Raw genomic sequence first — 22,103 nt, forward strand, 5'->3', positions numbered from 1 at the left:
GGGCGGCACGGCAATTGCTTGCAGGAAGGTTGCGGGAAAAGTGTATACATTTTTTCCAGAAACCCCCGACCGAGCCAATGCCCCCCATGCCGACTTCTCCCCTGCACACTTCCTCGACCAGTGCCATCGTCCTCTCGCTGACGCAAGCGATTGTGGAGCACCGCCTGCTGCCCGGCACCAAGCTCACCGAGCAGAAGCTGGGGGCCGAGTTCGGCGTGTCGCGCACGCTGGTGCGGCAGGCCCTGCTGCAACTGGCGCAACAGAAGCTGGTGACGCTGGAGCCTGCACGCGGGGCCTTCGTGGCCAGCCCTTCGGTGCAGGAGGCGCGCGAGGTGTTTGCCGTGCGCCGCATGCTGGAGGTGGAGATGGTGCGCCAGTTCGCCCGGCAGGTCACGGCCACGCAGCTTCGCGCCCTGCGCCAGCACGTCAGGCGTGAACAGGCGGCCGTGCAGCAGCACAACATCCACGGGCGCACCGAGCTGCTGGGCGACTTTCATGTGCGCATGGCCGAGTTGATGGGCAACCAGGTGCTGGCGCAGATGCTGGGCGAGCTGATTTCGCGTTGCGACCTCATCACGCTGATGTACCAGAGCAGCAGTGCCGCCGCCCATTCGCACGACGAGCACGCGCAGATCGTGCAGGCTCTGGCCGCACGCGATGCCGAACGCGCCGCGCAGCTCACGCACGATCACCTGCTCCATGTGGAAGCCAATCTCGGTCTGGAGCTGCCCCGCCGTTCCCGCAAGACCCGCCACACCCCCGCCCAGCCATGAACCACCTCTACCGCGCCACCGACCCCTATCCCCGTGACCTGATCGGCCATGGCCGTCACCCGCCGCAGGCGCAGTGGCCGGGGCAGGCCCGCATTGCCGTGCAGTTCGTCCTCAACTACGAGGAAGGCGGCGAGAGTGCCACCCTGCATGGCGATGCCGGCTCCGAGCAGTTTCTCTCCGAGATGTTCAACCCGCCCAGCTACCCGCAGCGGCACCTGAGCATGGAATCCATCTACGAATACGGCGCGCGGGTGGGCGTGTGGCGCATTCTGCGCGAGTTCGAGCGACGCGGCCTGCCGCTGACCGTGTTCGGTGTCGGCATGGCCCTGCAACGCCACCCCGAAGTGGCGCAGGCGTGTGTGGAGCTGGGCCATGAAATTGCCTGCCACGGCTGGCGTTGGATTCAGTACCAGACGCTGGACGAGGCCACCGAGCGCGAGCATTTCCGGCTGGGTATGCAGGCCATCGAGCGGCTCACCGGCCAGCGGCCACTGGGCTGGTACACCGGGCGCGACAGCCCCAACACCCGGCGCATCGTGGTGGACGATGGCGGCCTCGAATACGACAGCGACTACTACGGCGACGACCTGCCGTTCTGGATGCAGGTGGCACGCAGCGATGGCCAGACCGTGCCGCATCTGATCGTGCCCTACACGCTGGATACCAACGACATGCGTTTTGCACTGCCGCAGGGCTTTGCCCAGGCCGAGGATTTTTTCTGCTACCTGCGCGACAGCTTCGACGCGCTGTATGCCGAAGGGGCCGAAACCCCGCGCATGCTCAGCATCGGCATGCACTGCCGCCTGCTGGGGCGGCCGGGGCGCATCGTGGCCTTGCAGAAGTTTCTCGACCATCTGGCCCGGCACGACCGCGTCTGGGTGTGCCGCCGCATCGACATTGCCCACCACTGGAAAACCGTGCATCCCTATCAGGAACCCGCCCCATGACGACCTCTCCTTCCCGCTCCGTCCTGACCCTGTCGCAACTCAACACCGCCACCCTGCCGCAGGCCGTGCAGATGCTGGGTGGCATTTACGAGCATTCCCCCTGGGTGGGCGAACGCGCCCTGTCGGCCCGCCCGTTCCGCACGCTGGCACAGCTCAAGTACACGCTGGCGCAGACCGTGGAGCAGGCCGGGCGGGATGAGCAACTGGCACTCATCCGCGCCCACCCGGAACTGGCGGGGAAGGCCATGCAGGAGCACAGCCTGACCGCCGAATCCAGCCACGAACAGGGCAGGGCGGGCCTGACGCAATGCACACCCGCAGAGCTGGCCCTGATTCGGCAACTGAACGCCGACTATTCGCACCGCTTCGGCTTTCCGTTTGTGCTGGCCGTGCGCGGGCCGCGTGGCACGGGGCTGTCACGGCAGGCCATCATCGGGACATTCCAGCGGCGGTTGCAGCATCCGCCGGAGTTCGAGCGTGCCGAAGCCCTGCGCAACATCCACCGCATTGCCGAAATCCGCCTGAATGAGCGGTTCGGCTGGGAGCCGCTGCTGGGCAACCGCTGCTGGGACGCGCTGGAGTTGCTGGCGCAGTTCACCGACGCACCCTGTGCCGACACCGGCCCACTCACCGTCACCTACCTGACCGATGCACACCGCGCCTGCGCCCGCCAGATTGCACAGCAGATGCGCGACAGTGGCTTCGACCAGGTGCAAATCGATGCCGTGGGCAATGTGGTGGGCCGCTACCTCAGCCCCGATGCCCATGCCCGCACCCTGCTGACCGGCTCCCACTACGACACCGTGCGCAACGGGGGCAAGTACGACGGGCGGCTGGGCATATGCATTCCCATCACCTGGGTGGCGGAACTGGCGCGGCAGGGCCAACGCCTGCCCTTTCATCTGGAAGTCGTGGCGTTCTCGGAGGAGGAAGGCCAGCGTTACCGGGCCACCTTCATCGGCTCCAGCGCGCTGGCCGGGCGTTTTCAGCCCGACTGGCTGGACTTGCAGGATGCCGATGGCATTCCCCTGCGCCAGGCCATGCAGCAGGCCGGGCTGAACCCCGATGCGATTGCCAGCCTGCGGCGCGACCCGGCGCAGTATCTGGGCTATGTGGAAATCCACATCGAACAAGGCCCGGTGCTGGGCGAACTGAACCTGCCGCTGGGCGTGGTCAGCTCCATCAACGGCAGCGCGCGCTTTGTGGGCACAGTCACCGGCATGGCCAGCCATGCGGGCACCACGCCCATGAACCGCCGCCACGATGCCGCCACCGCCGTGGCCGAACTCATGGTCTATCTGGAGCAACGTGCCGCAGAGGATTGCGACTCGGTCGCCACCGTCGGCATGCTGCATGTGCCCGATGGCTCGCCCAACGTCATTGCTGCGCAGTGCCGCTTCACGCTGGACGTGCGCGCTCCCCACGATGCCCAGCGCGATGCCCTGGTGGCGGACATCACGGCGCAACTGGCCCGCATTGCCCACCAGCGCGGCGTGGGCTACACGCTGGAAGAAACCCTGCGTGCGTCGGCTGCGCCCAGCGCGCCCGACTGGCAGCACCGCTGGGAACGTGCCGTGGCCCACCTGGGCCTGCCCGCACACACCCTGCCCAGCGGGGCCGGGCACGATGCCATGATGCTGCACACCATCCTGCCCCAGGCCATGCTGTTCGTGCGCGGCGAGAACGCGGGCATCAGCCACAACCCGCTGGAGAGCAGCACCAGCGACGACATGCAATTGGCCATCGATGCCTTCGCCCGGCTGCTGGCCGAACTGGCCGCTGAGTGCCATGCCTGACCTTGACCCACCGACACCCCCACCACGCCATGACCCTTCCACAGCCTACCGCCCCCGATCTTCACGCACGGCTCGATGCCTGGGTGGATGCCCATTTCGACGAAGAAATCGCCTTCTTGCAGCAACTCATCCGCGTGCCCACCGATACCCCGCCCGGTGACAATGCGCCCCATGCCGAGAAAACCGCCGCATTGCTGGCGCAATGGGGGCTGGAGGCCCAGCCACTGCCCGTGCCGCCGCCCATCGTGCGGGCCGGTGGCATGCAGTCCATCACCAACCTCATCGTGCGCCGGGCATACGGCCAGCCGGGAGCCGATGGCCAGGCGCATCCGGTGATCGCGCTGAACGCGCATGGCGACGTGGTTCCGCCCGGCGAAGGCTGGACGCACGACCCCTATGGCGGCGAATGCGTGGGTGGCCGCATCTATGGCCGCGCGGCGGCAGTCAGCAAAAGCGACTTTGCCACCTACACGTTTGCCCTGCGCGCGCTCGAAGCCGTGGCCCGTCCCGGCCGGGGCCAACTGGAACTGCACTTCACCTACGACGAGGAATTCGGCGGGGAACTGGGGCCGGGCTGGCTGCTGCAACAGGGCCACACCCGCCCCGACTGGCTTGTGGCCGCAGGCTTTGCCCACGAAGTCGTCACCGCCCACAATGGCTGCCTGCAACTGGAAGTGACCGTGCACGGCAAGATGGCGCACGCGGCCATTCCCGACACGGGCGTGGACGCACTGCAAGCCGCCCACCGGCTGCTGGCGCAGTTGTACGCACAGAACGCGCAGTACCGCGCCATTCGTTCCGAGGTGGACGGCATCGGCCACCCCTACCTGAATGTGGGCCGCATCGAAGGCGGCACCCACACCAACGTCGTGCCCGGCAAGGTGGTGTTCCGGCTGGATCGCCGCATGATTCCCGAGGAAGACCCCACAACCGTCGAAGCCGACATTCGTGGCCTCATCACCGCCACCGCTGCCAGCATTCCCGGCGTGACGGTGGACATCCAACGCCTGCTGCTGGCCAGGGCCATGCGCCCCCTGCCGGGCAGTCAGCCGCTGGTCGAAGCCATCCAGCGGCATGGGCAGGAGCTGCTGGGCCATCCGGTTGCGGCACGCGGCACACCGCTGTACACCGACGTGCGCCTGTATGCCGAGCAGGGCATTCCGGGCGTGATCTACGGAGCCGGCCCGCGCACCGTGCTGGAGTCGAATGCCAAGCGGGCCGACGAGCATCTGGAACTGCAAGACCTGCGCAATGCCACCAAGGTGGTGGCGCGGGTGCTGGCCGATCTGTTCCAGACCCTGCCGGGCTGATCGCCAGACCCTAGCCCTGCACCAGCCATGTGCGTGGGTGCAGACATGGCGCACGCCAACTGTGCGCCATGCCCTGCCGGTGCACACTGGCGCGAGGGTGAATCTGATTGATGACACGCCCTGGTCCGAATGCCGCTTACTGAACGCCGTCATTCCGGCGAAGGCCGGAATCCAGTGACGACATGGAGAAAAAACACGTTCGTTTTTCTTGGCTTGCTTTGTCACTGGATTCCGGGTCAAGCCCGGAATGACGGGAAACAGGCTTAAGTAAGTGCCATTCACCCTAGTGCAGATTGCATACAATTTTTCCATGCTGCACCGCACATTCCAGCAAAACAGGCATTGATTTTGCGTAGGGAGAGAAAGCATCCGCTTTCCCCTGACCCACCAAGGAGTCTCTCTATGCAAAAACGTCTTTTTCTCCAAACTGCCCTGTGGCTTGGCATGGTCGCCGGTGTGACCGGCACGGGTCTGGCACAGGCGCAGATCACGCCGATCAAGTTCCAGCTCGACTGGCGGTTTGAAGGCCCGGCAGCCTTCTTCACCCACCCGGCGGCCAAGGGCTACTTCAAGGAGGCTGGGCTGGATGTGAGCGTGGATGCAGGCAATGGCTCGGGCGGAGCCGTCACCCGCGTGGCATCGGGGGCCTACGACATCGGCTTTGCCGACATGGCCGCGCTGATGGAGTTCCACGCCAACAACCCGGATGCGCCCACCAAGCCGGTGGCCGTCATGGTCGTGTACAACAACACGCCTGCCTCGGTGCTGTCGCTGAAGAAAACCGGCATCCAGACCCCGGCCGATCTGGGCGGGAAGAAGCTGGGCGCGCCGGTCTTTGATGCCGGGCGCAAGGCATTCCCGATCTTCGCCCAGGCCAATGGCGTGGGCGCGGTCGAGTGGATCAGCATGGACCCGCCACTGCGTGAAACCATGCTGGTGCGCGGGGACGTGCAGGCCATCACCGGCTTCACCTTCACCTCGCTGCTCAATCTGGAGGCACGCGGCATCCCGACCGCAGACGTGGCGATACTCGCCTACCCGGACTACGGGGTCAAACTCTATGGCAACGTCATCATTGCCGCGCCCAAATTGCTGGCCGAGAAGCCCGAAGCCGTCAAAGCCTTTCTGCAAGCCTTTGCCAAGGGAGCGCGGGAGGTGATTGCCGACCCTGCCACCGCCGTGGCATCGGTCAAGGCCCGCGATGGCCTCGTCAAGCCCGAGCTGGAAACACGCCGCCTGCAACTGGCGATTGATACCGTCGTCAATACCGCCGATGCTCGCCGGGAAGGCTTTGGCCAGGTCGATGCCGACCGCCTCGCGCTGATGGCAAGGCAAGTCACCGAGACGTTCGCCACCAAGACCCCCGTCGATCCTGCCGCCGTCTGGAACGGCAGCTTCCTGCCCGGCCCGGACGCACTCGACATCCTGCCTAGGCCCTGAGCACGTCTTCACCGCCGATCGGGTGCCGCGTGCCTGCATCCGATCCACTCCACCCATCCGCACCAGGAGCCTTTTTGCATGACCACTTCTCCCGCCCCCCACCCCTTTGTGCATTTTCAGGATGTCTGGCTGGCCTACAACGACGAACTGCTCCAGGCCAACCAGTTCGCGGTGGAAGAGATCAACCTGAAAATCCGCGAAGGCGAATTCATTGCCATCGTCGGGCCATCGGGCTGTGGCAAATCCACTTTCATGAAGCTGACCACCGGCCTGCGCATGCCCTCCATCGGCAAGATATGGATCGACAACCAGCCCGTCACCGGCCCGCTGAAAATCTCCGGCATGGCCTTCCAGTCGCCCTCGCTGCTGCCGTGGCGCACCACTGTGGACAACGTGCTGCTGCCGCTGGAAATCGTCGAACCCTATCGCAGCAGCTTCTCGCAAAAACGCAAGGAATACGAGGAACGCGCCCGCCGCCTGCTCCAGAAGGTGGGCCTTGCGGGCTACGAGGACAAATTCCCGTGGGAGCTTTCCGGCGGCATGCAGCAGCGTGCCTCCATCTGCCGCGCCCTCATCCATGAACCCAAGATGCTGCTGCTGGACGAGCCATTTGGCGCGCTCGATGCCTTCACCCGCGAGGAGCTGTGGTGCATTCTGCGCGACCTGTGGACCGAGCAGCAGTTCAACGTCATTCTGGTCACGCACGATCTGCGCGAATCGGTTTTTCTGGCCGACACCATCTACGTCATGAGCAAAAGCCCGGGCCGTTTCGTGGTGCGGCGCGACATCGAACTGCCCCGCCCGCGCGATCTGGAAGTCACCTATACCCGCGAATTCACCGACATCGTGCTGGAATTGCGCGGCCACATCGGAGCCATCCGCCAGGGCCACGCTGCGGCCACCGATGCCCCCGTCATCGGCCAGTGAACGCCACGCCAAGGAATACTTTCATGAAAAACACCAAGCAACTCGAACGCTGGTCGCCCTGGATTCTGCTGTTCCTGACGCTGTCGCTGTGGCAGTTCGTCTGTTCGGCGTTTGGCATTTCGGAATTCATCTTCCCCAGCCCGCTGCAAATATGGCAACAGTTTCTGGAATACCGCACCGTGATTGCAGGCCACGCCTGGCGTACCTTCTGGGTCACGATGGCGGGCTTTGGCCTGTCGATTGTGGTGGGAGTGCTGCTGGGCTTTCTGATCGGGTCGTCGCGTCTGGCCTATGCTGCCATTTACCCGCTGATGACGGCCTTCAACGCCCTGCCCAAGGCGGCATTCGTGCCGATTCTGGTGGTCTGGTTCGGCATCGGGCCAGGCCCTGCCATCCTCACGGCCTTTCTCATCAGCTTCTTCCCGATCATGGTGAACATTGCCACCGGTCTGGCGACGCTGGAGCCGGAACTCGAAGACGTGCTGCGGGTGCTGGGCGCAAGACGCTGGGATGTGCTGGTCAAGATCGGGCTGCCGCGCTCGCTGCCGTACTTCTTCGCCTCGCTCAAGGTGGCCATCACGCTGGCCTTTGTCGGCACCACCGTATCGGAGATGACGGCATCCAACCAGGGCATCGGCTACTTGCTGATTTCTGCGGGTTCCACCATGCAGATGGGGCTGGCCTTTGCGGGCCTGCTGGTGATCGGTGTGATGGCCATGCTGATGTATGAACTGTTCAGCCTGATCGAGAAACACACCACAGGCTGGGCGCGGCGCGGTTCGCAGGGCTGATGCAGTCGCCATCCCAATGCAAGGGGCACTGAACATCCGGTTCAGTGCCCCTATGGTTGTGCGGTATGTCAGGAGACAGCGAAGAACAGCGCGAAGGCCAGGGCCAGGATGCCCAGCGTCCAGGACACATCCTTGCGGTGGCCCGTGGCCAGCTTGATGCCCACATAGCTGATGATGCCCAGGCCGATGCCGGCGGCAATCGAGTAGGTCAGGGGCATGGCCAGGGCGCAGACCACGCCGGGGACGTATTCGGTCATGTCGTCCCAGTCGATCTGGGTCAGGGCCTGCACCATGATGCAGGCCACATACAGCAGCGCGCCTGCCGTGGCATAGCCGGGAATCATGCCCGCCAGTGGCGAGAGGAACAGCGCGAACAGAAAGCACACGCCCACGACCACGGCCACCAGCCCGGTGCGCCCGCCCACCGATACGCCCGCTGCACTTTCCACATAGCTGCCGGTGTTGGAGGTGCCCAGTGTGGCACCGACCACGGTGGCGGTGCTGTCGGCCATCAGGGCCTTCTTCATCTCGCCCAGCCTGCCATCCTTCTCCAGCAGCCCGGCGCGGTGGCCCACGCCGATCAGGGTGCCTGCGGTGTCGAACAGGTCCACGAACAGCAGCGTCATGACCACGATCCAGAAGCCCAGTTCGGTGATGCGGCCAAAGTCCATTTGCAGGAAGGTGGGCAGGATGCTGGGTGGCATCGAGATAATGCCGTTGAACTGCGTCAGGCCGAAGGGAATGCCCGCAATGGCCACGACCAGAATGCCCAGGACGGTTCCTCCGGCGATTCTGCGCTGGTTCAGCACCGTCACCAGAATGAAGCCTGTCACCATCAGCACTACGGCCGGGGCCGTCAGGTCGCCCAGCGTCACCAAGGTGGCCGGGTGCTGTACCACCAGGCCGCCGCTTTGCAGGGCAATGATGCCCAGAAACAGACCGATGCCTGCCGAGGTGGCCATCTTCAGCCCCATCGGGAAGGCGTTGATGATGGCTTCGCGGATTTTGAACCAACTGATCAGCACGAACAGGATGCCGGAGCAGAAGACCGCGCCCAGGGCTTCCTGCCAGCTGAACTGGTAGGTGAGCACCACGGTGAAGGTAAAAAAGGCATTCAGCCCCATGCCGGGTGCCATGGCAATCGGGAAGTTGGCATACAGCCCCATGACGAAACAGGCAATGGCTCCTGCCAGACAGGTGGCCACGAACACCGCGCCCTTGTCCATGCCGGCCTGCCCCAGAATCTGTGGATTGACGAAGATGATGTAGGCCAGCGTCAGGAACGTGGTAATGCCCGCGATCACTTCGGTGCGCACCGTGGTGCCGCGTTCCGAGAGCCGGAAGAATGCGTCCAGCTTGCGGTGCAGGAGTGGGGAGCCGGGCAGGCTGGCCGAGGGCCGGGGAGTGGCGGTGCTGGCAATCTCGTTCATGGACGCGCCTTTCGAGGGGATATGGGGGTTTGGAGTTATCGGGGCAACGCACCCACTCTAGGTACAATGGCTGTTGATGTCCATGTCATATTTTTGGATTCTCAATTGAGAAAAACAGGACAGGTTGCGGGCCTGTGGCCTATCTGAATTCCCTTTTTTCACCTTGTTCTGCCATGTTGCCCTTTACCCGCTTTTCCCGCTATTTCATCGAACTGGCGCGCCAGGGCAGCCTGCGCAAGGCCGCCGAGGTGCTGCATGTCTCTGCATCGGCCATCGACCGGCAGTTGCTGCTGGCCGAGGAGGAGCTGGGCATGGCCCTGTTCGAGCGTCTGCCTTCTGGCCTGCGGCTGACTTCGGCGGGGGAATTGCTGCTGCACGATTTGCGCCGCTGGCACAAGGACTACGCCAGGACGCTGGAGCGGCTGGGGGAGTTGCAGGGACTGCGGCGCGGCCATGTTTCGCTGGCCCTGATCGGTGCGCTCAGCAGTGGCCCGGTGGCCCGCACCATCGCCCGGATTGGCACCGACTATCCGGGGCTGAACTTTTCACTGCGCTTTCAGGAGAACCGCGAGATCGTCGCGCTGGTGGGGGCGGCCGAGGTGGATTTCGGCCTGATGCTGGCCACCGATGCCGTGCAGGGCGTGGAGTTGCGCCCGCTGCTGCGGATTCCGCTGGGCGTGGCCATGCTGCCTGCGCATCCGCTGGCACAGGAAGCGCAACTGGCTTTCGGCAAGACGATGGGCCACCGGCACATTGTCGCCGCCGCACCGCTGATGATCCATCCACAGGTCGCCTCCCTGTATGCCCAGCACCAACTGCCGGCCCAGCAGGCCATCGAATGCAATGATGTGCGCATGATCTGCTCGCTGGTGCGGGAGGGCGCGGGCATTGCGGTGCTGAGCTATCTGGACGTGGCCGATGAGGTGGCACGCGGCCAGTTGGTATTCGTGCCGCTCAACCCGCGCCAGGTGCGCCCGGTGCAGCTTTCATTGTGCGTGGCCCCCCAGCGGCAACTCTCCCGTGCGGCGCAATGGGCGATGGCCGAGATGACACAGGCTTTTCAGGGGCTGGAACTGCCCTGAGATTGGGAACACGTTCTTACCCCGGCAGCCATTGCCCGTTCACCATCACCCGCTCCACCAGCCGGTCGTCGCCCAGCACGATCATGGCGAACAGCAGTTCTTCCAGACTGTCGGCCTGGGCGGTGCGGCGGGCCAGCAGGGGCGTGGCCTGTGGGTTGAGCACGATGCAGTCGGCCTCGCAGCCCGGTTGCAGATTGCCGATGCTGCCTTCCAGCCCCAGTGCGGCAGCGGCACCGGCGGTATGCCGGTACCACAGTTGCGACGGCAGCAGGCTCACGCCCTGCTTGGTCTGGCCCTCGCGCCCCGCAAAATAGGCCGCCAGCATGGTGCGAAAGGGGCTGAAGCTGGTGCCACCGCCCACATCGCTGGCCAGCCCGTAGCCCATGCCAATCGCATCGGCCTGGGCAAAGTCGAAGAAGCCACTGCCCAGAAACAGGTTGCTGGTGGGGCTGACGGCAGCGGCGGTGTGGCAGGCTTTCATGCGCTGGCGGTCGGTGGTGTCGAGGTGGATGCAGTGGGCATAGATGGCCCGCTGGCGCAGCAGACCAAAATCCTCGTACACGCCCAGATAGGAGCGCGATAGTGGAAACAGCTCGGCCACCCAGCGCACCTCGTCCCGGTTTTCGGCCAGATGGCTCTGAATCCAGGTGTCCGGGTAGCGCGCCGCCAGTTCGGCGGCCCCGCGCAACTGCGCATCGCTGCTGGTGGGCGCAAAGCGCGGTGTGATGGCGTAGCCCAGGCGATCCTGCCCGTGCCAGCGTTGCAGCAGGGCTTTGGTGTCCAGCAGGCTTTGCTCGGTCTGGTCGCGCACGCCATCCGGGCTGTGGCGATCCTGCATGACCTTGCCCCCCATCATGCGCATCTGCCGCTGGCGCGCAGCCTGAAAGAAGGCCTCGACGGATGCCGGATGGCTGGTGCAGAAGGTCAGGGCGGTGGTGACCCCGTTGCGCAGCAGTTCGTCCAGGAAGAACTCGGCAGTGGCGGCGGCGTGTGCCGCATCCGCGAAGCGGGTTTCGGCAGGGAACGTGTAGTGCTCCAGCCAGGGCAGCAGGCCCTCGGCGGGGGAGCCGATGATGTCCGTCTGGGGGTAGTGGATGTGCAGGTCCACAAAGCCCGGCGCGACGATGCGGTCGGGCCAGTGCGCCACCGGCAGCAGCGGGTACTGGCCCAGCACCGCCGGGGCACTGCCCACCTCCAGCAGGCGCGCCTGCCCGGTTGCATCGGTGCCGAACACCAGTGCGCCATCGTCTTCCCAGATGGGCTGGTGGTTGTCGAAGCGCAGCACGCGGGCGCGGCAGGCATGGGTGGGGGTGGCAGGGCGGGGATTGAGCATCGTGGAACGTCAGAAGTGGTGGCGCAGGCCCACGGCATAGCTGGTGCCGCTGTCGGTGCCGGTGAAGCGGTCGTGCATGACGATGGCGTACACGTCGGTGCGCTTGGACAGGGCATGGTCGTAGCCCAGCGTCAGGGTCTTGCGGGTCTGCTCGGGTGTGGCGGGCAACTGGTAGCCGGTCTGGGCGTAGGATGCCAGAAATTTGCCCGCACCCACCGGAATGCTCACCCCGGCCTGCACGGTGTCGGCCTCGTCGTCGATGGCGGCCATGTCTTCTGCCGCGCCATAGCTCAGGAATGCCTTGACCACCTGGAAGTCATAGGAGCCGCCCAGCATCCAGTCGCTGGTCTGGAAGGGGCGGGCATTCACATTCGGGTTGGTCAGCTCGGCCTGTTCGTAAAAGCCCGCCAGCGACAGCGGCCCCTGGCTGAAGGAGCCGCTGATGGCCACGTTGCGCTTGCTGTCCTGCGCATCGGGCAGGTTGCTGAACTGGTAGTGCAGGTTCAGCGTGAGGCCCCCCAGCAGTTTGGGCGTGCTGTAAACCACCTGGTTGCTCCAGCCGGTATCGGCCTGTGCGGTGCGGGTGTAGCCGGGCACGCTGTTCATGTCCATGTGCTGGATCAGTGGCGAGAACGTGAACGATACACCAAAAGGATTGACCTGCAACGAAGGCCCAAAATTGGGCGCGCTGCTGCGCCCCAGCTTGATGCCGCCAAAGTCTCCGCGCAGGCTCACGTTGGCATCGCGCGCATACACGGTATCGCCGTTGAAGCGGCCGGGCGAGCCGCTGTCCAGCCGCAGGAACGAGCCGAAGGCAAAGCCCGCCTTGAGGCCGTTGCCCAGGTCTTCTGTGCCCGAGAAACCCAGCCAGGAGGTGGTCAGCCCGCCAGAGCCGACCTTGCCCTGCCGCTCGGTGCCCGCGTACTGGATGGAGCCGACATACACGTCGGCGGTGCCACTGATGGTGACGCTGCTTTGGGCCATGGCGGTGCTGCTGGCCATCAGCAGGGCGAAGGTGCACAGGACGGTGTTTTTTTGCATACAGGAAAGCTCCGAGGTACAGGCGGCCCCAGTGGCCGGTCTTGACTTTTTGTATGCAGTTTCTATGCCAGGCAGGGGCGCACTGGCGCGGGGGCGAATCTAAATGATGACACGCCCTAGGCCCAGCAGGATTTGGCCCGCGCTCCTATACTTGCCGGTTTTCACTTTGCAGGCAGGTGTGCCTTGACCGACCAATCCTCCCTTCCATCCGAACAGGCGGCCGATTCCGTGGCGGCCACCGGGGTCATGCGCACACCCGGCTTTTTCCCGTTTCTGCTGGCGCGCATGGCCACGGTGTTTGCCGTGCAGGTGCAGGCCGTGGTGGTGGCCTGGCAGGTGTACGACATCACACGCGATCCGATGTCGCTGGCCTATGTGGGGTTGGCGCAGTTCCTGCCCATGCTGGTGCTGCTGGTGCCGGCAGGTGACCTGATCGACCGCTTCAACCGCAAGGCGATTCTGGCCATCAGCTGGGTCATCGAGGCGGTGTGCAGCGGGGTGCTGCTGTGGCTCTCGCTCACACAGAACCACAATGTGGCGTGGTTCTACGCGGTGCTGGTGCTGTTTGGCTGCGGCCGTGCCTTCACGGGGCCTGCCCTGCAAAGCATCCTGCCGCAGATCGTGCCGCGCACCCAACTGGCGCAGGCGATTGCCACCAACAGCATGCTGCTGCGCGTGTCCACCATCGGCGGCCCGATTCTGGGCGGCTTTCTCTACAAATGGGGCGGCGGTGGCCTGACCTATCTGGTGTGCGTGGTGTGTTTTCTGGTGGGCCTGCTGCTGCTGCACTTCGTGCCGATTCTGTATGCCGACAAGCCCAGTGCCGAGAGCATCCGGGATCGTGCCGACGGCCTCTGGACGCGCTTCGGGGCGGGCATTCGCTTCATCTGGTCGCACCCCATCATTCTGGGCACGATTTCGCTGGACCTGTTTGCCGTGCTGCTGGGCGGGGTGATCGCGCTGCTGCCGATCTACGCCCATGAGGTGCTGCATGTGGGGCCGGAGGGGCTGGGGCTGCTGCGCAGTGCCATGGGCTTTGGCGAGATTGCCGCCGGGGCCTACCTGAGCCGCCGCCCGATCAACCGGAATGTGGGCATGGTGATGTTCGTGGCCGTGGCGGTGTTTGGCGTGGCCAATCTGGTGTTTTCGCTCTCCACCTGGTTCTGGCTGTCGTTTGCTGCGCTGATGGTGGCCGGGGCCGCCGACATGCTGAGTGTGTATATTCGCATCTCGCTCATCAACTTTGCCACCCCCGACCACATGCGCGGGCGCGTCAATGCCGTGAACATGCTGTTCATCAGCTCCTCGAACGAGCTGGGTGAATTCCGCGCCGGCACCAGTGCGGCGGCATTGGGAGCGGTGCAGGCGGCCGTGTTCGGCAGTGTCTGCACGCTGGCGGTGGTGGCCGCGTGGATGCGCATTTTCAGGCCGCTGCGCACCGTCAGCCGTTTCGAGGAGGCAGCGCATTTCCTGCGTCCGCCCCATCATCATTCTTGAAGGAGACTTGAGCCATGTCCATCTGGAAAAAAACCATTGACCTGCACGCCATCCAGGAGCAGGGAAAGAACACTGCCGCAGAGAGCCTGGGCATTGAAATCACCGCCATTGGCGACGATTATCTGCAAGGCCGCATGCCGGTGGATGCCCGCACCAAGCAGCCCTTTGGCCTGCTGCACGGCGGCTCCAGCGTGCTGCTGGCCGAGACGCTGGGTTCGCTGGGAGCCTATTACGCCAGCGCGCCAGGCCACCATGTGGTGGGGCTGGACATCAACGCCAACCACCTGCGTGCCGCCACTTCCGGCTGGGTGACGGGCGTGGCGCGCCCGATCCACATGGGCCGCACCACCCACGTCTGGCAGATCGACATTGCCAACGAGGCCGGCAAGCCGGTGTGCGTGTCACGCCTGACGATGGCGGTGCTCAAGCCCGACTGATGACACGCCCCAGGGCGCACGGGCGGCTGCATGAATTGCCACATGCAGCAGGTATCATGGCCGGTTGTGTCACTTGCCGAAAACAGGAAGCGAAGCCATGAAGATCATCATCCTCGGTGCCGGGCGTGTCGGGCAGGCGGTGGCCGACAGCCTGGTGATCGAACGCAACGACATCACCGTCATCGACACCGACCGCGAACGCCTGCGCGAGCTGGAGTTGCGTTACGACCTGCGCGGCGTGCTGGGCAATGGCGTGGACCCGGCGGTGCTGGCCGAGGCGGGCGCGAACGATACCGAACTGCTGATTGCCTGCGCCTCCAGCGACGAGACCAACCTGGTGTGCTGCAAGGTGGCGCAGCAGGTGTTCCGCATTCCCACGCGCATTGCCCGCCTGCGCTCCAATGCCTGGCGCAGTGGTGACGAACTGCTGGGGCCGGAGGGCTTTGCGGTGAGCTGTGCCCTCAAGCCGGAAGACTCGCTGATGCGCTACGTCAGCAAGCTGGTGGAGTTTCCCGGAGCCTTGCAGGTGCGCGAGTTTGCGCATGGCCGCGCGCTGCTGGTGTCGGTGCGTGCGCGTGCCACCGCGCCGATGGTGGGGCGCACGATTGCCGAAATCCGTGCCCAGATGCCCACTTTGCCCATGCGCATCGTGGCCATCTACCGCCGCTATGCCGAGCAGCCCGACCGCTTCATCCACAGCAATGGTGACACCCGCATCGAGCCGGACGACGAAGTGTTCGTGCTGGCCGCGCGGCAGGACATTGCGGGCATTCTGCTGCTGCTCAACAAGCCGGTGCAGGCCCCGGTGCCGACGGTGCGGCGCATCATGATTGTCGATGGCGGCATCGTCGCACTGAAGCTGGCGCAGACCCTGACCCAGCATCGCAAGGGCTACTACCGCATCAAGGTGGTGGAGCGCGACGAGGAGATGAGCATCGCATTGTCGAGCCAGATGCCCGACGATGTGCTGCTGTTCCGCGCTGAAGGCACGGACGAGAGCTTTCTGGAAGAGGAGTCGGTGGAAGAAACCGACCTGCTGCTGGCCCTGTCCAACGACGACGAGAACAACATCATGACCTGCCTGCTGGCCAAGCGCATGGGCGCGCGCCGGGTGCTGGCCCTCATCAACCAGCGCAGCTACGCCGACCTGATGCACGGCACGCAGATCGACATTGCGCTCACGCCCGCACAGGCCATGCTGGGCGAGTTGCTGACCTATGTGCGCCAGGGCGACGTGCAGGCCGTGCACAGTCTGCGCAAGGGCGTGGCCGAAGCCCTGGAGATCGTGGTGCGCGGCGATGCCAGAACCTCGCGGGTGATCGGCAAGAAAGTCGGCGAACTCAAACTGCCGCGCGACGTGCATCTGGGCCTGATTGCCCGTGGACTGGAAGCCCTGGATGCCCAGCGCACCGCACCGTGCGCCCTGCCGGTGACTGCGCCGCCGGTGCCGGACGTACCCCCCGTGCCCGCCTCACCCGTGGCGGCGGCGGTCGCGGCATCGGCGGGCGGCACTTCCTCTGCCGCAGCCACCAGCCCTGCCGTGCCACTGGTTGCAGAAACGCAGAAGGCAGGGCAGGCTGCCGCCGAGGCCCAGGAAGTGCAGAAAATGGCCGCTGCCCTGGTCTCGCAGGTGCAGGTGATCTTCCCGCACCGCGACACGGTGATTCAGCCCAACGACCACATCGTGTTCTTCGTGCCGCACAAACGCCTGGTGCGCGAGGTGGAGAAAGCCTTCAGCGTCAAGCCCACGTTCTTCTGACATGCCCATCGACTCCATCGCCTCTTCCAGCCATACCCGCCCCGTGATGCGCCTGCTCGGTGCCTTGCTGGGCGGATTCGCACTGGCCATGCTGGTGCCGCTGGCCGCTTCGCTGGTGCTGCACGAAGGGCTGTGGCCGCAGTATCTGGCTTCCATGCTGCTGTGTCTGGCCGTGGGGCTGGGTGTGTTTCTGCGCCTGCGCCACGACCGGCGCGAGTTGCAGCCCAGCCACGGCATTTTGCTGGTGGCGGCGGTGTGGCTGGTGTTGCCGCTGTTTGCGGCCGTGCCGTTCATGCTGGTGAGTGCGCGGCTGGAATCGCTGGACATCTCTTTCACCCACGCCTATTTCGAGGCGGTGTCTGGCCTGACCACCACCGGCTCCACGGTGCTCAGTGGCCTGGATGCCCTGCCGGTTTCGCTGAACATCTGGCGCACCTTCATGCAGTGGATTGGCGGCATGGGGATTCTGATTCTGGCCGTGGCCATTCTGCCGATGCTGGGCGTGGGGGGCAGTCAGCTCTTCAAGGCCGAAATCGCCGGGCCGGTCAAGGACACCCGCCTGACCCCGCGCATCGCCCAGACCGCCAGCGGCCTGTGGGTGGTGTATGTGCTGATGTCGCTGGCCTGCTTCCTCGCCTACTGGGCCGGTGGCATGTTGCCGCTGGACGCGCTGATGCACATGTTCACCACCGTCAGCCTGGGCGGCTCCTCGCCGCACGAAGCCAGTTTCGGCTATTTTGAATCGCCGCTGCTGGAGCTGATCGCCATCTTTTTCATGATGGTGGCCAGTTGCAACTTCGCCCTGTACTTTGTGGCCTTGCGCAAGCGCAGCCTGCGGGGTTTCTGGAAAGACCTGGAAGTGCGTGCCACCCTGGCCACGCTGGTGGCCGGTGGGCTGCTGGCGGCCCTGATCCTGTGGCTCAAGGGCAGCTACAGCGTGCTGGACTCCCTGCGCTTTGGCATCTTCAACGCCATTTCCATGGCCACCACCACCGGCTATGCCACCACCGACTTCCTGCTCTGGCCGCTGTTCGTGCCGCTGCTGATGCTGCTGCTGTCGGGCTTCGCCACCAGCGCGGGTTCCACCGGCGGAGGGGTGAAGATGGTCCGGGTGCTGATTCTGGTGCAGCAGGGTACACGCGAATTGGTGCAGCTCGTGCATCCGCGTGCCGTCAAGCCGGTGCGGCTGGGGCAGACCATTGTGGAAAACCGCATCATCTTCTCGGTGCTGGCCTTCATTCTGTTCTACTGGCTCACCATCATGGTGCTGGGCATGGCCCTGGTGCTGTCCGATCTGGACCTGATTACCGCCTTCTCGGCCGTGATTGCCAGCCTGCACTGCGTGGGGCCGGGGCTTGGAATGGTCGGCCCCGCCTCCACCTATGCCGATCTGAACACTTTCCAGACCTGGGTCTGCACCCTGGCCATGCTGCTGGGGCGGCTGGAAATCCTCAGTTTCATGGCCTTGCTGCTGCCTTCCTTCTGGCGGCGTTAGGCCAATGCTCGCCGCAGCGGGCCGTGGCCCAACAGCCCCTACAATCCTCCCATTCATTTTTGGACTGACTCTTCTATGGTTCCCCACCTTGTGACCGCCCTGACCGGCCCCATCAGCGAACTGGAACAACGCGTTCTGGAGTCCGTTCCAGCCATTGAACGCTGGTTCCGGCTGGAGTGGATGGAGCACACGCCACCGTTCTACTCGTCGGTGGATTTGCGCAACGCGGGCTTCAAGGTCGCCCCCATCGACACCAACCTGTTCCCCGGTGGCTGGAACAACCTCACGCCCGAGATGCTGCCGCTGGCCGTGCAGGCCGCGATGGCGGCCATCGAGAAAATCTGCCCGGAAGCACGCAACCTGCTGCTCATCCCGGAGAACCACACGCGCAACCCCTACTACCTGATGAACGTGGCGCAGTTGCAGCTGATCTTCCAGTCGGCCGGGCTGAACGTGCGCATCGGCTCCATCAACCCGGACATCACCCAGAACACCGAAGTGCGCCTGCCCAATGGCGAATCCCTGTTGCTGGAGCCGGTGAACCGCAGCCAGTACCGGCTGGAACTCAAGGGGTTCGACCCCTGTACCATCCTGCTCAACAACGACCTCTCGGCTGGCCCCCCAGGCATTCTGGAAGACCTGCACGAGCAGTTCCTGCTGCCGCCCATCCACGCAGGCTGGAGCGTGCGCCGCAAGACCATCCACTTCAAGGCCTATGAAGAAGTGGCCAAACGCTTTGGCAAGATGCTGGGCATCGACCCCTGGCTCATCAACCCGCTGTTCGAGTCGGCACAGCAGGTCGATTTTGCCCAGGGGCAGGGCATCGAGGCCCTGCAAGACAGCGTCACCGCCGTGCTCGCCAAGGTGCGCCGCAAGTACAAGGAATACGGCATTGCCGAAAAGCCCTTCGCCGTCATCAAGGCCGACAACGGCACCTACGGCATGGGCGTGATGACCGTGCAGGATGCCAGCGAACTCGACAGCATCAACCGCCGCACCAAGAACAAGATGTCGGTCGTCAAGGACGGCCAGCAGACCTCCGACTTCATCGTGCAGGAGGGCGTGCTCACCATTGAGAACATCGGCGGCGCGACCGCCGAACCCGTGGTGTACATGATGGACCGCTATGTGGTTGGCGGCTTCTACCGCACTCACGCCAGCAAGGGCGCGGACGAAAACCTCAACGCCCCCGGTGCCACCTTCCTGCCGCTGGCCTTCGAGCCGGAACATGTGCTCGATGCCCAGGGCCACCCCACTGCACACATCCCCAACCGCTTCTACATGTACGGCGTGATTGGCCGCCTGGCCATGCTGGCCGCCAGCTATGAACTGGAAAAAACCGATCCCAACGCAGAGGTTTACGCCTGATGCCCTGGTTTCTGCGCCGGTGATGATGCCGGTGGCAGACACGCCTGCAAGAACTCGATGAAGGCCCGCACCTTGGGGGTCAGGTAATGTCTGGACGGATAGATGGCATAGATGGGCAGTGCGTCGGTGTGCCAGTCGTCCAGCACCGTTTGCAGGCGGCCTGCATCCAGATCGGCGGCCACATACGGGCGGGGGATGAGGCTCAGGCCAAAGCCAGCCCGCAGCGCATCCATGATTGCCAGGCTGGACGAGACGCTGTAGCGTGCATCGATTGGCACGGTTTCGACGCGGTCTTGCTGCCGGAACGTCCAGACATCCGAACGCGCCAGACTGAAGCGGATGCAGTGGTGCTCTGCCAGCTCGGACGGGGTGGCGGGTCGGCCATGCCGCTCCAGATAGGCCGCAGCGGCGCACACGGCATAGGGCATGGCCGTCAGCTTGCGGGCAATCAGGCCGGAATCTTCCAGCTCCCGGCTGCCGCGAATGGCCAGATCGAAGCCATCGCGTACCAGATCGACCTGGGTGTCGCTGAGGTCCAGCTCCAGCGTCAAGTGCGGATGGCGTGCCAGAAACGCCGGAATCGCCGAGGAAAACTGTGTCATGGCCAAGGTCAGCGGCGCGCTGACCCGCAGCACACCGACAGGCTCCAGCTTGGCCTGGCACAAAAGCTGTTCGCCTTCGGCCAGGGTGTCCAGCCCCTGCTGGACGTGTGCCAGATACAGCGCGCCCTCGCCCGTGAGCGAAACGCGCCGGGTGGTGCGCTGGAACAGGCGGGTGCCGAGGTGGGCTTCCAGTTCCGCCACGTTCTTGCTGATGGCCGCAGGCGACAGCCCCAGCCGCCGCCCGGCAGCGGCAAAACTGTTCTGTTCCGCGACCTGGCGGAACACCTGCAAGGCAATGTATCGATCCATGACAGTCCTTTAGGAAACGCTGAATCATTCCTCCCGGCCGCCGCATCCCCCTCTCGGGCGGTCTGCTGCGTTGGCTTTTGGGGTCAATAGCACCACTATTGACCCCAAAAACCGCCTTGCAGCCCATCCCGATAGGGGGCGCGGCGACTCGGGCGGAATGATTCAGCGTTTCCTTTATTGATTTCTGATGGTGAATAATATCTTTGCTGTAACGCGGATTATCATTTTTCAGTGCATTGACTATGCTGACGGAAGGTCTGCAAAACCCTTCGCGCGCTGCATCCACCACAACGGCCCGCGCTTTCCAGCAGCGTTTTGCAGACATTCCTTGGGACGAATGCCGCTTGCTTATCGCCGTCATTCCGGCGAAGGCCGCAATCCAGTGACGACATGGAGAAAAAACACGTTCGTTTCTCCTGGTTTGCTTTGTCACTGGATTGCCGGGTCAAGCCCGGAATGACGGGAAACAGGCTTAAGGAAGGTCTGCAAAACCCTTGCGGTAAGCCCGCGCCCGCCAGTGGGATGCAGCGCAAGGCGGATTTTGCGGTCAATAGCGGGGCTATTGACCGCAAAAGCCAACGCAGCGATGCGCCCAGTGGCGGGATGCGGGCGGCGCAACGGGTTTTGCATACCTTCCTTAAGTAAGTGCCATTCTCCTTAGGACATCTCCACTGCAAAGAAATCTTCCCATGAGCCATCCTTCGATTCACCCCGCGATTGCCCTGATCCAGCAGCGGTTTTCGGCCAATCACTTCGACCCCACGCATGCCCTGGGCGAGGGCGACATTCCGGCTCTGCTGGTGGCCGTGGGGCAGGCGGCACCCGGCAACTGGCCGCAAAAACCCCGCCGTCCACTCGCGCAGGTGCTGGAAATCCTGTGAAAAACCACCATGCCGATCTGCTGCTCACGGCCATCGCGCCCGCCATCTGGGGCAGCACCTACCTCGTCACCACCGAGTATCTGGCCGGATTCTCGCCGCTGCTGCTGGCCTTGCTGCGCGCCCTGCCTGCTGGCCTGTTGCTGCTGCTGTGGGCACGCCAGTGGCCCAGTGGCATCTGGTGGTGGCGTGTGCTGGTGCTGTGGGCCTTGAACTTTGCGGTGTTCTGGAGCCTGTTGTTTGTGGCGGCCTATCGCCTGCCCGGTGGCGTGGCGGCCACGGTCGGGGCGGTGCAGCCGCTGATCGTGCTGGGGCTGGCCGCCGCACTGCTGGGAGTGCCGCTGCACCGGCGTGCCGTGCTGGCGGCACTGGCCGGATTGGCGGGCGTGGCATGGCTGGTGCTGACCCCCGATGCCCGCCTCGGTGCCATCGGCATTGCCGCCGCGCTGGGTGGGGCCGTGTCGATGGCCTGTGGCACGGTGCTCACGCGCAAATGGCAGCCACCGGTGCCGTTGCTCACATTCACCGCCTGGCAACTGACGGCGGGCGGGCTGTTGCTGTGGCCGCTGGTGTGGTGGCTTGCACCACCCATGCCCGTGCTGAGCCTGGCCAACGGCCTGGCCCTCATCTGGCTGGGGCTGGTGGGTGCGGCCCTGACCTATGTGCTCTGGTTTCGCGGCATTGCCCCGCTTGGCCCGAATGCCGTGGCTCCACTGGGCTTTCTCAGCCCGGCCACGGCAGTCGTGCTGGGCTGGCTGTGTCTTGGCCAGTCGCTGACCGGTCTGCAACTGCTGGGAATGCTGGTGGTGTTCGGCAGCATCGGCCTGGCGCAGCGGGCAGCAGTACCGGCCAGAACGGACGGGACACAGGGTGAAATGCACCGATAAT

Annotated in this window: 19 protein-coding genes and 1 pseudogene; 16 read left to right on the top strand and 4 right to left on the bottom strand. The window is 64.6% G+C overall.

The annotated features are described in order from the left end of the window. The first annotated feature begins 86 nt into the window (after window positions 1-86). The 7 genes from BUE21_RS06445 to BUE21_RS06475 all read left to right on the top strand — a co-directional run bounded on the left by BUE21_RS06445 (window position 87) and on the right by BUE21_RS06475 (window position 7,984). A complete protein-coding gene (locus BUE21_RS06445) occupies window positions 87-773 on the top strand; it encodes a GntR family transcriptional regulator (RefSeq protein ID WP_073355916.1) in 687 nt (228 codons plus the stop codon). After that, on the top strand, window positions 770-1,720 hold the full coding sequence (gene puuE / locus BUE21_RS06450) for an allantoinase PuuE (RefSeq protein ID WP_073355870.1): 951 nt from the start codon (window positions 770-772) through the stop codon (window positions 1,718-1,720). The genes BUE21_RS06445 and puuE overlap by 4 nt, the downstream gene beginning before the upstream one ends. After that, window positions 1,717-3,516 carry a 2-oxo-4-hydroxy-4-carboxy-5-ureidoimidazoline decarboxylase gene (gene uraD / locus BUE21_RS06455; protein WP_073355871.1) on the top strand — a complete coding sequence of 600 codons (1,800 nt, stop codon included), beginning with the start codon at window positions 1,717-1,719 and terminating at the stop codon, window positions 3,514-3,516. The genes puuE and uraD overlap by 4 nt, the downstream gene beginning before the upstream one ends. 29 nt (window positions 3,517-3,545) lie before the next feature. After that, on the top strand, window positions 3,546-4,826 hold the full coding sequence (locus BUE21_RS06460) for a M20/M25/M40 family metallo-hydrolase (RefSeq protein ID WP_073355872.1): 1,281 nt from the start codon (window positions 3,546-3,548) through the stop codon (window positions 4,824-4,826). Between the two features lie 402 nt (window positions 4,827-5,228). Continuing rightward, window positions 5,229-6,266, top strand: a complete 1,038-nt coding sequence (locus BUE21_RS06465) for an ABC transporter substrate-binding protein (protein ID WP_073355873.1) — start codon at window positions 5,229-5,231, stop codon at window positions 6,264-6,266. 78 nt (window positions 6,267-6,344) lie between these two features. Further along, window positions 6,345-7,193: an ABC transporter ATP-binding protein gene (locus BUE21_RS06470; protein ID WP_073355874.1), complete on the top strand. Its 849-nt coding sequence runs from the start codon at window positions 6,345-6,347 to the stop codon at window positions 7,191-7,193. A 23-nt stretch (window positions 7,194-7,216) separates the two neighbouring features. Continuing rightward, window positions 7,217-7,984: an ABC transporter permease gene (locus tag BUE21_RS06475; protein ID WP_073355875.1), complete on the top strand. Its 768-nt coding sequence runs from the start codon at window positions 7,217-7,219 to the stop codon at window positions 7,982-7,984. Window positions 7,985-8,052: 68 nt separating this feature from the next. Here BUE21_RS06475 and BUE21_RS06480 read toward each other — a convergent pair whose 3' ends face one another. Next, window positions 8,053-9,414: an NCS2 family permease gene (locus BUE21_RS06480; RefSeq protein WP_073355876.1), complete on the bottom strand. Its 1,362-nt coding sequence runs from the start codon at window positions 9,412-9,414 to the stop codon at window positions 8,053-8,055. Window positions 9,415-9,587: 173 nt separating this feature from the next. On the opposite strand from BUE21_RS06480, the gene BUE21_RS06485 reads away from it, so the two are divergent. Further along, window positions 9,588-10,496, top strand: coding sequence for a LysR family transcriptional regulator (locus BUE21_RS06485; RefSeq protein ID WP_073355877.1), 909 nt, complete (start codon window positions 9,588-9,590; stop codon window positions 10,494-10,496). A 16-nt stretch (window positions 10,497-10,512) separates the two neighbouring features. On the opposite strand, the gene guaD is transcribed toward BUE21_RS06485, so the two are convergent. Further along, entirely contained in the window at window positions 10,513-11,829 is a 1,317-nt protein-coding gene (gene guaD, locus BUE21_RS06490) for a guanine deaminase (protein WP_073355878.1), read from the bottom strand. A gap of 9 nt (window positions 11,830-11,838) precedes the next feature. Beyond that, window positions 11,839-12,870: a porin gene (locus BUE21_RS06495; RefSeq protein ID WP_073355879.1), complete on the bottom strand. Its 1,032-nt coding sequence runs from the start codon at window positions 12,868-12,870 to the stop codon at window positions 11,839-11,841. Window positions 12,871-13,116: 246 nt separating this feature from the next. Here BUE21_RS06495 and BUE21_RS06500 point away from each other — a divergent pair, with 246 nt between their 5' ends. The 5 genes from BUE21_RS06500 to gshA all read left to right on the top strand — a co-directional run bounded on the left by BUE21_RS06500 (window position 13,117) and on the right by gshA (window position 19,426). Next, on the top strand, window positions 13,117-14,367 hold the full coding sequence (locus BUE21_RS06500) for an MFS transporter (protein WP_073355917.1): 1,251 nt from the start codon (window positions 13,117-13,119) through the stop codon (window positions 14,365-14,367). A 14-nt stretch (window positions 14,368-14,381) separates the two neighbouring features. Beyond that, window positions 14,382-14,804: a hotdog fold thioesterase gene (locus BUE21_RS06505; protein ID WP_073355880.1), complete on the top strand. Its 423-nt coding sequence runs from the start codon at window positions 14,382-14,384 to the stop codon at window positions 14,802-14,804. Window positions 14,805-14,901: 97 nt separating this feature from the next. Then, a complete protein-coding gene (gene trkA, locus BUE21_RS06510) occupies window positions 14,902-16,563 on the top strand; it encodes a Trk system potassium transporter TrkA (RefSeq protein ID WP_073355881.1) in 1,662 nt (553 codons plus the stop codon). A gap of 1 nt (window position 16,564) precedes the next feature. Further along, entirely contained in the window at window positions 16,565-18,058 is a 1,494-nt protein-coding gene (locus BUE21_RS06515; protein ID WP_073355882.1) for a TrkH family potassium uptake protein, read from the top strand. Window positions 18,059-18,133: 75 nt separating this feature from the next. Next, the gene (gshA, locus tag BUE21_RS06520) at window positions 18,134-19,426 is read left to right on the top strand and encodes a glutamate--cysteine ligase (protein ID WP_073355883.1); all 1,293 of its coding nucleotides are present in this window, start codon (window positions 18,134-18,136) and stop codon (window positions 19,424-19,426) included. Here gshA and BUE21_RS06525 read toward each other — a convergent pair. After that, window positions 19,417-20,337, bottom strand: a complete 921-nt coding sequence (locus BUE21_RS06525; RefSeq protein WP_073355884.1) for a LysR family transcriptional regulator — start codon at window positions 20,335-20,337, stop codon at window positions 19,417-19,419. The two genes, gshA and BUE21_RS06525, sit on opposite strands and share 10 nt — an antisense overlap. 390 nt (window positions 20,338-20,727) lie before the next feature. On the opposite strand from BUE21_RS06525, the gene BUE21_RS06530 reads away from it, so the two are divergent. From BUE21_RS06530 to BUE21_RS06540, 3 genes and pseudogenes are all read left to right on the top strand, one after another. Further along, complete coding sequence (locus BUE21_RS06530) at window positions 20,728-20,982, top strand: hypothetical protein (RefSeq protein WP_073355885.1); 255 nt, start codon at window positions 20,728-20,730, stop codon at window positions 20,980-20,982. A 143-nt stretch (window positions 20,983-21,125) separates the two neighbouring features. Continuing rightward, window positions 21,126-21,218: pseudogene (locus BUE21_RS14465) on the top strand (nitroreductase family protein); the annotation flags it as partial. Beyond that, entirely contained in the window at window positions 21,215-22,102 is an 888-nt protein-coding gene (locus tag BUE21_RS06540; RefSeq protein WP_073355887.1) for an EamA family transporter, read from the top strand. The pseudogene BUE21_RS14465 and the gene BUE21_RS06540, both read left to right, overlap by 4 nt. The last annotated feature ends 1 nt before the right edge of the window (window position 22,103 follow it).

Origin of the sequence: Lampropedia hyalina DSM 16112, from assembly GCF_900129055.1 — a bacterium.
Taxonomy (GTDB): domain Bacteria; phylum Pseudomonadota; class Gammaproteobacteria; order Burkholderiales; family Burkholderiaceae_C; genus Lampropedia; species Lampropedia hyalina.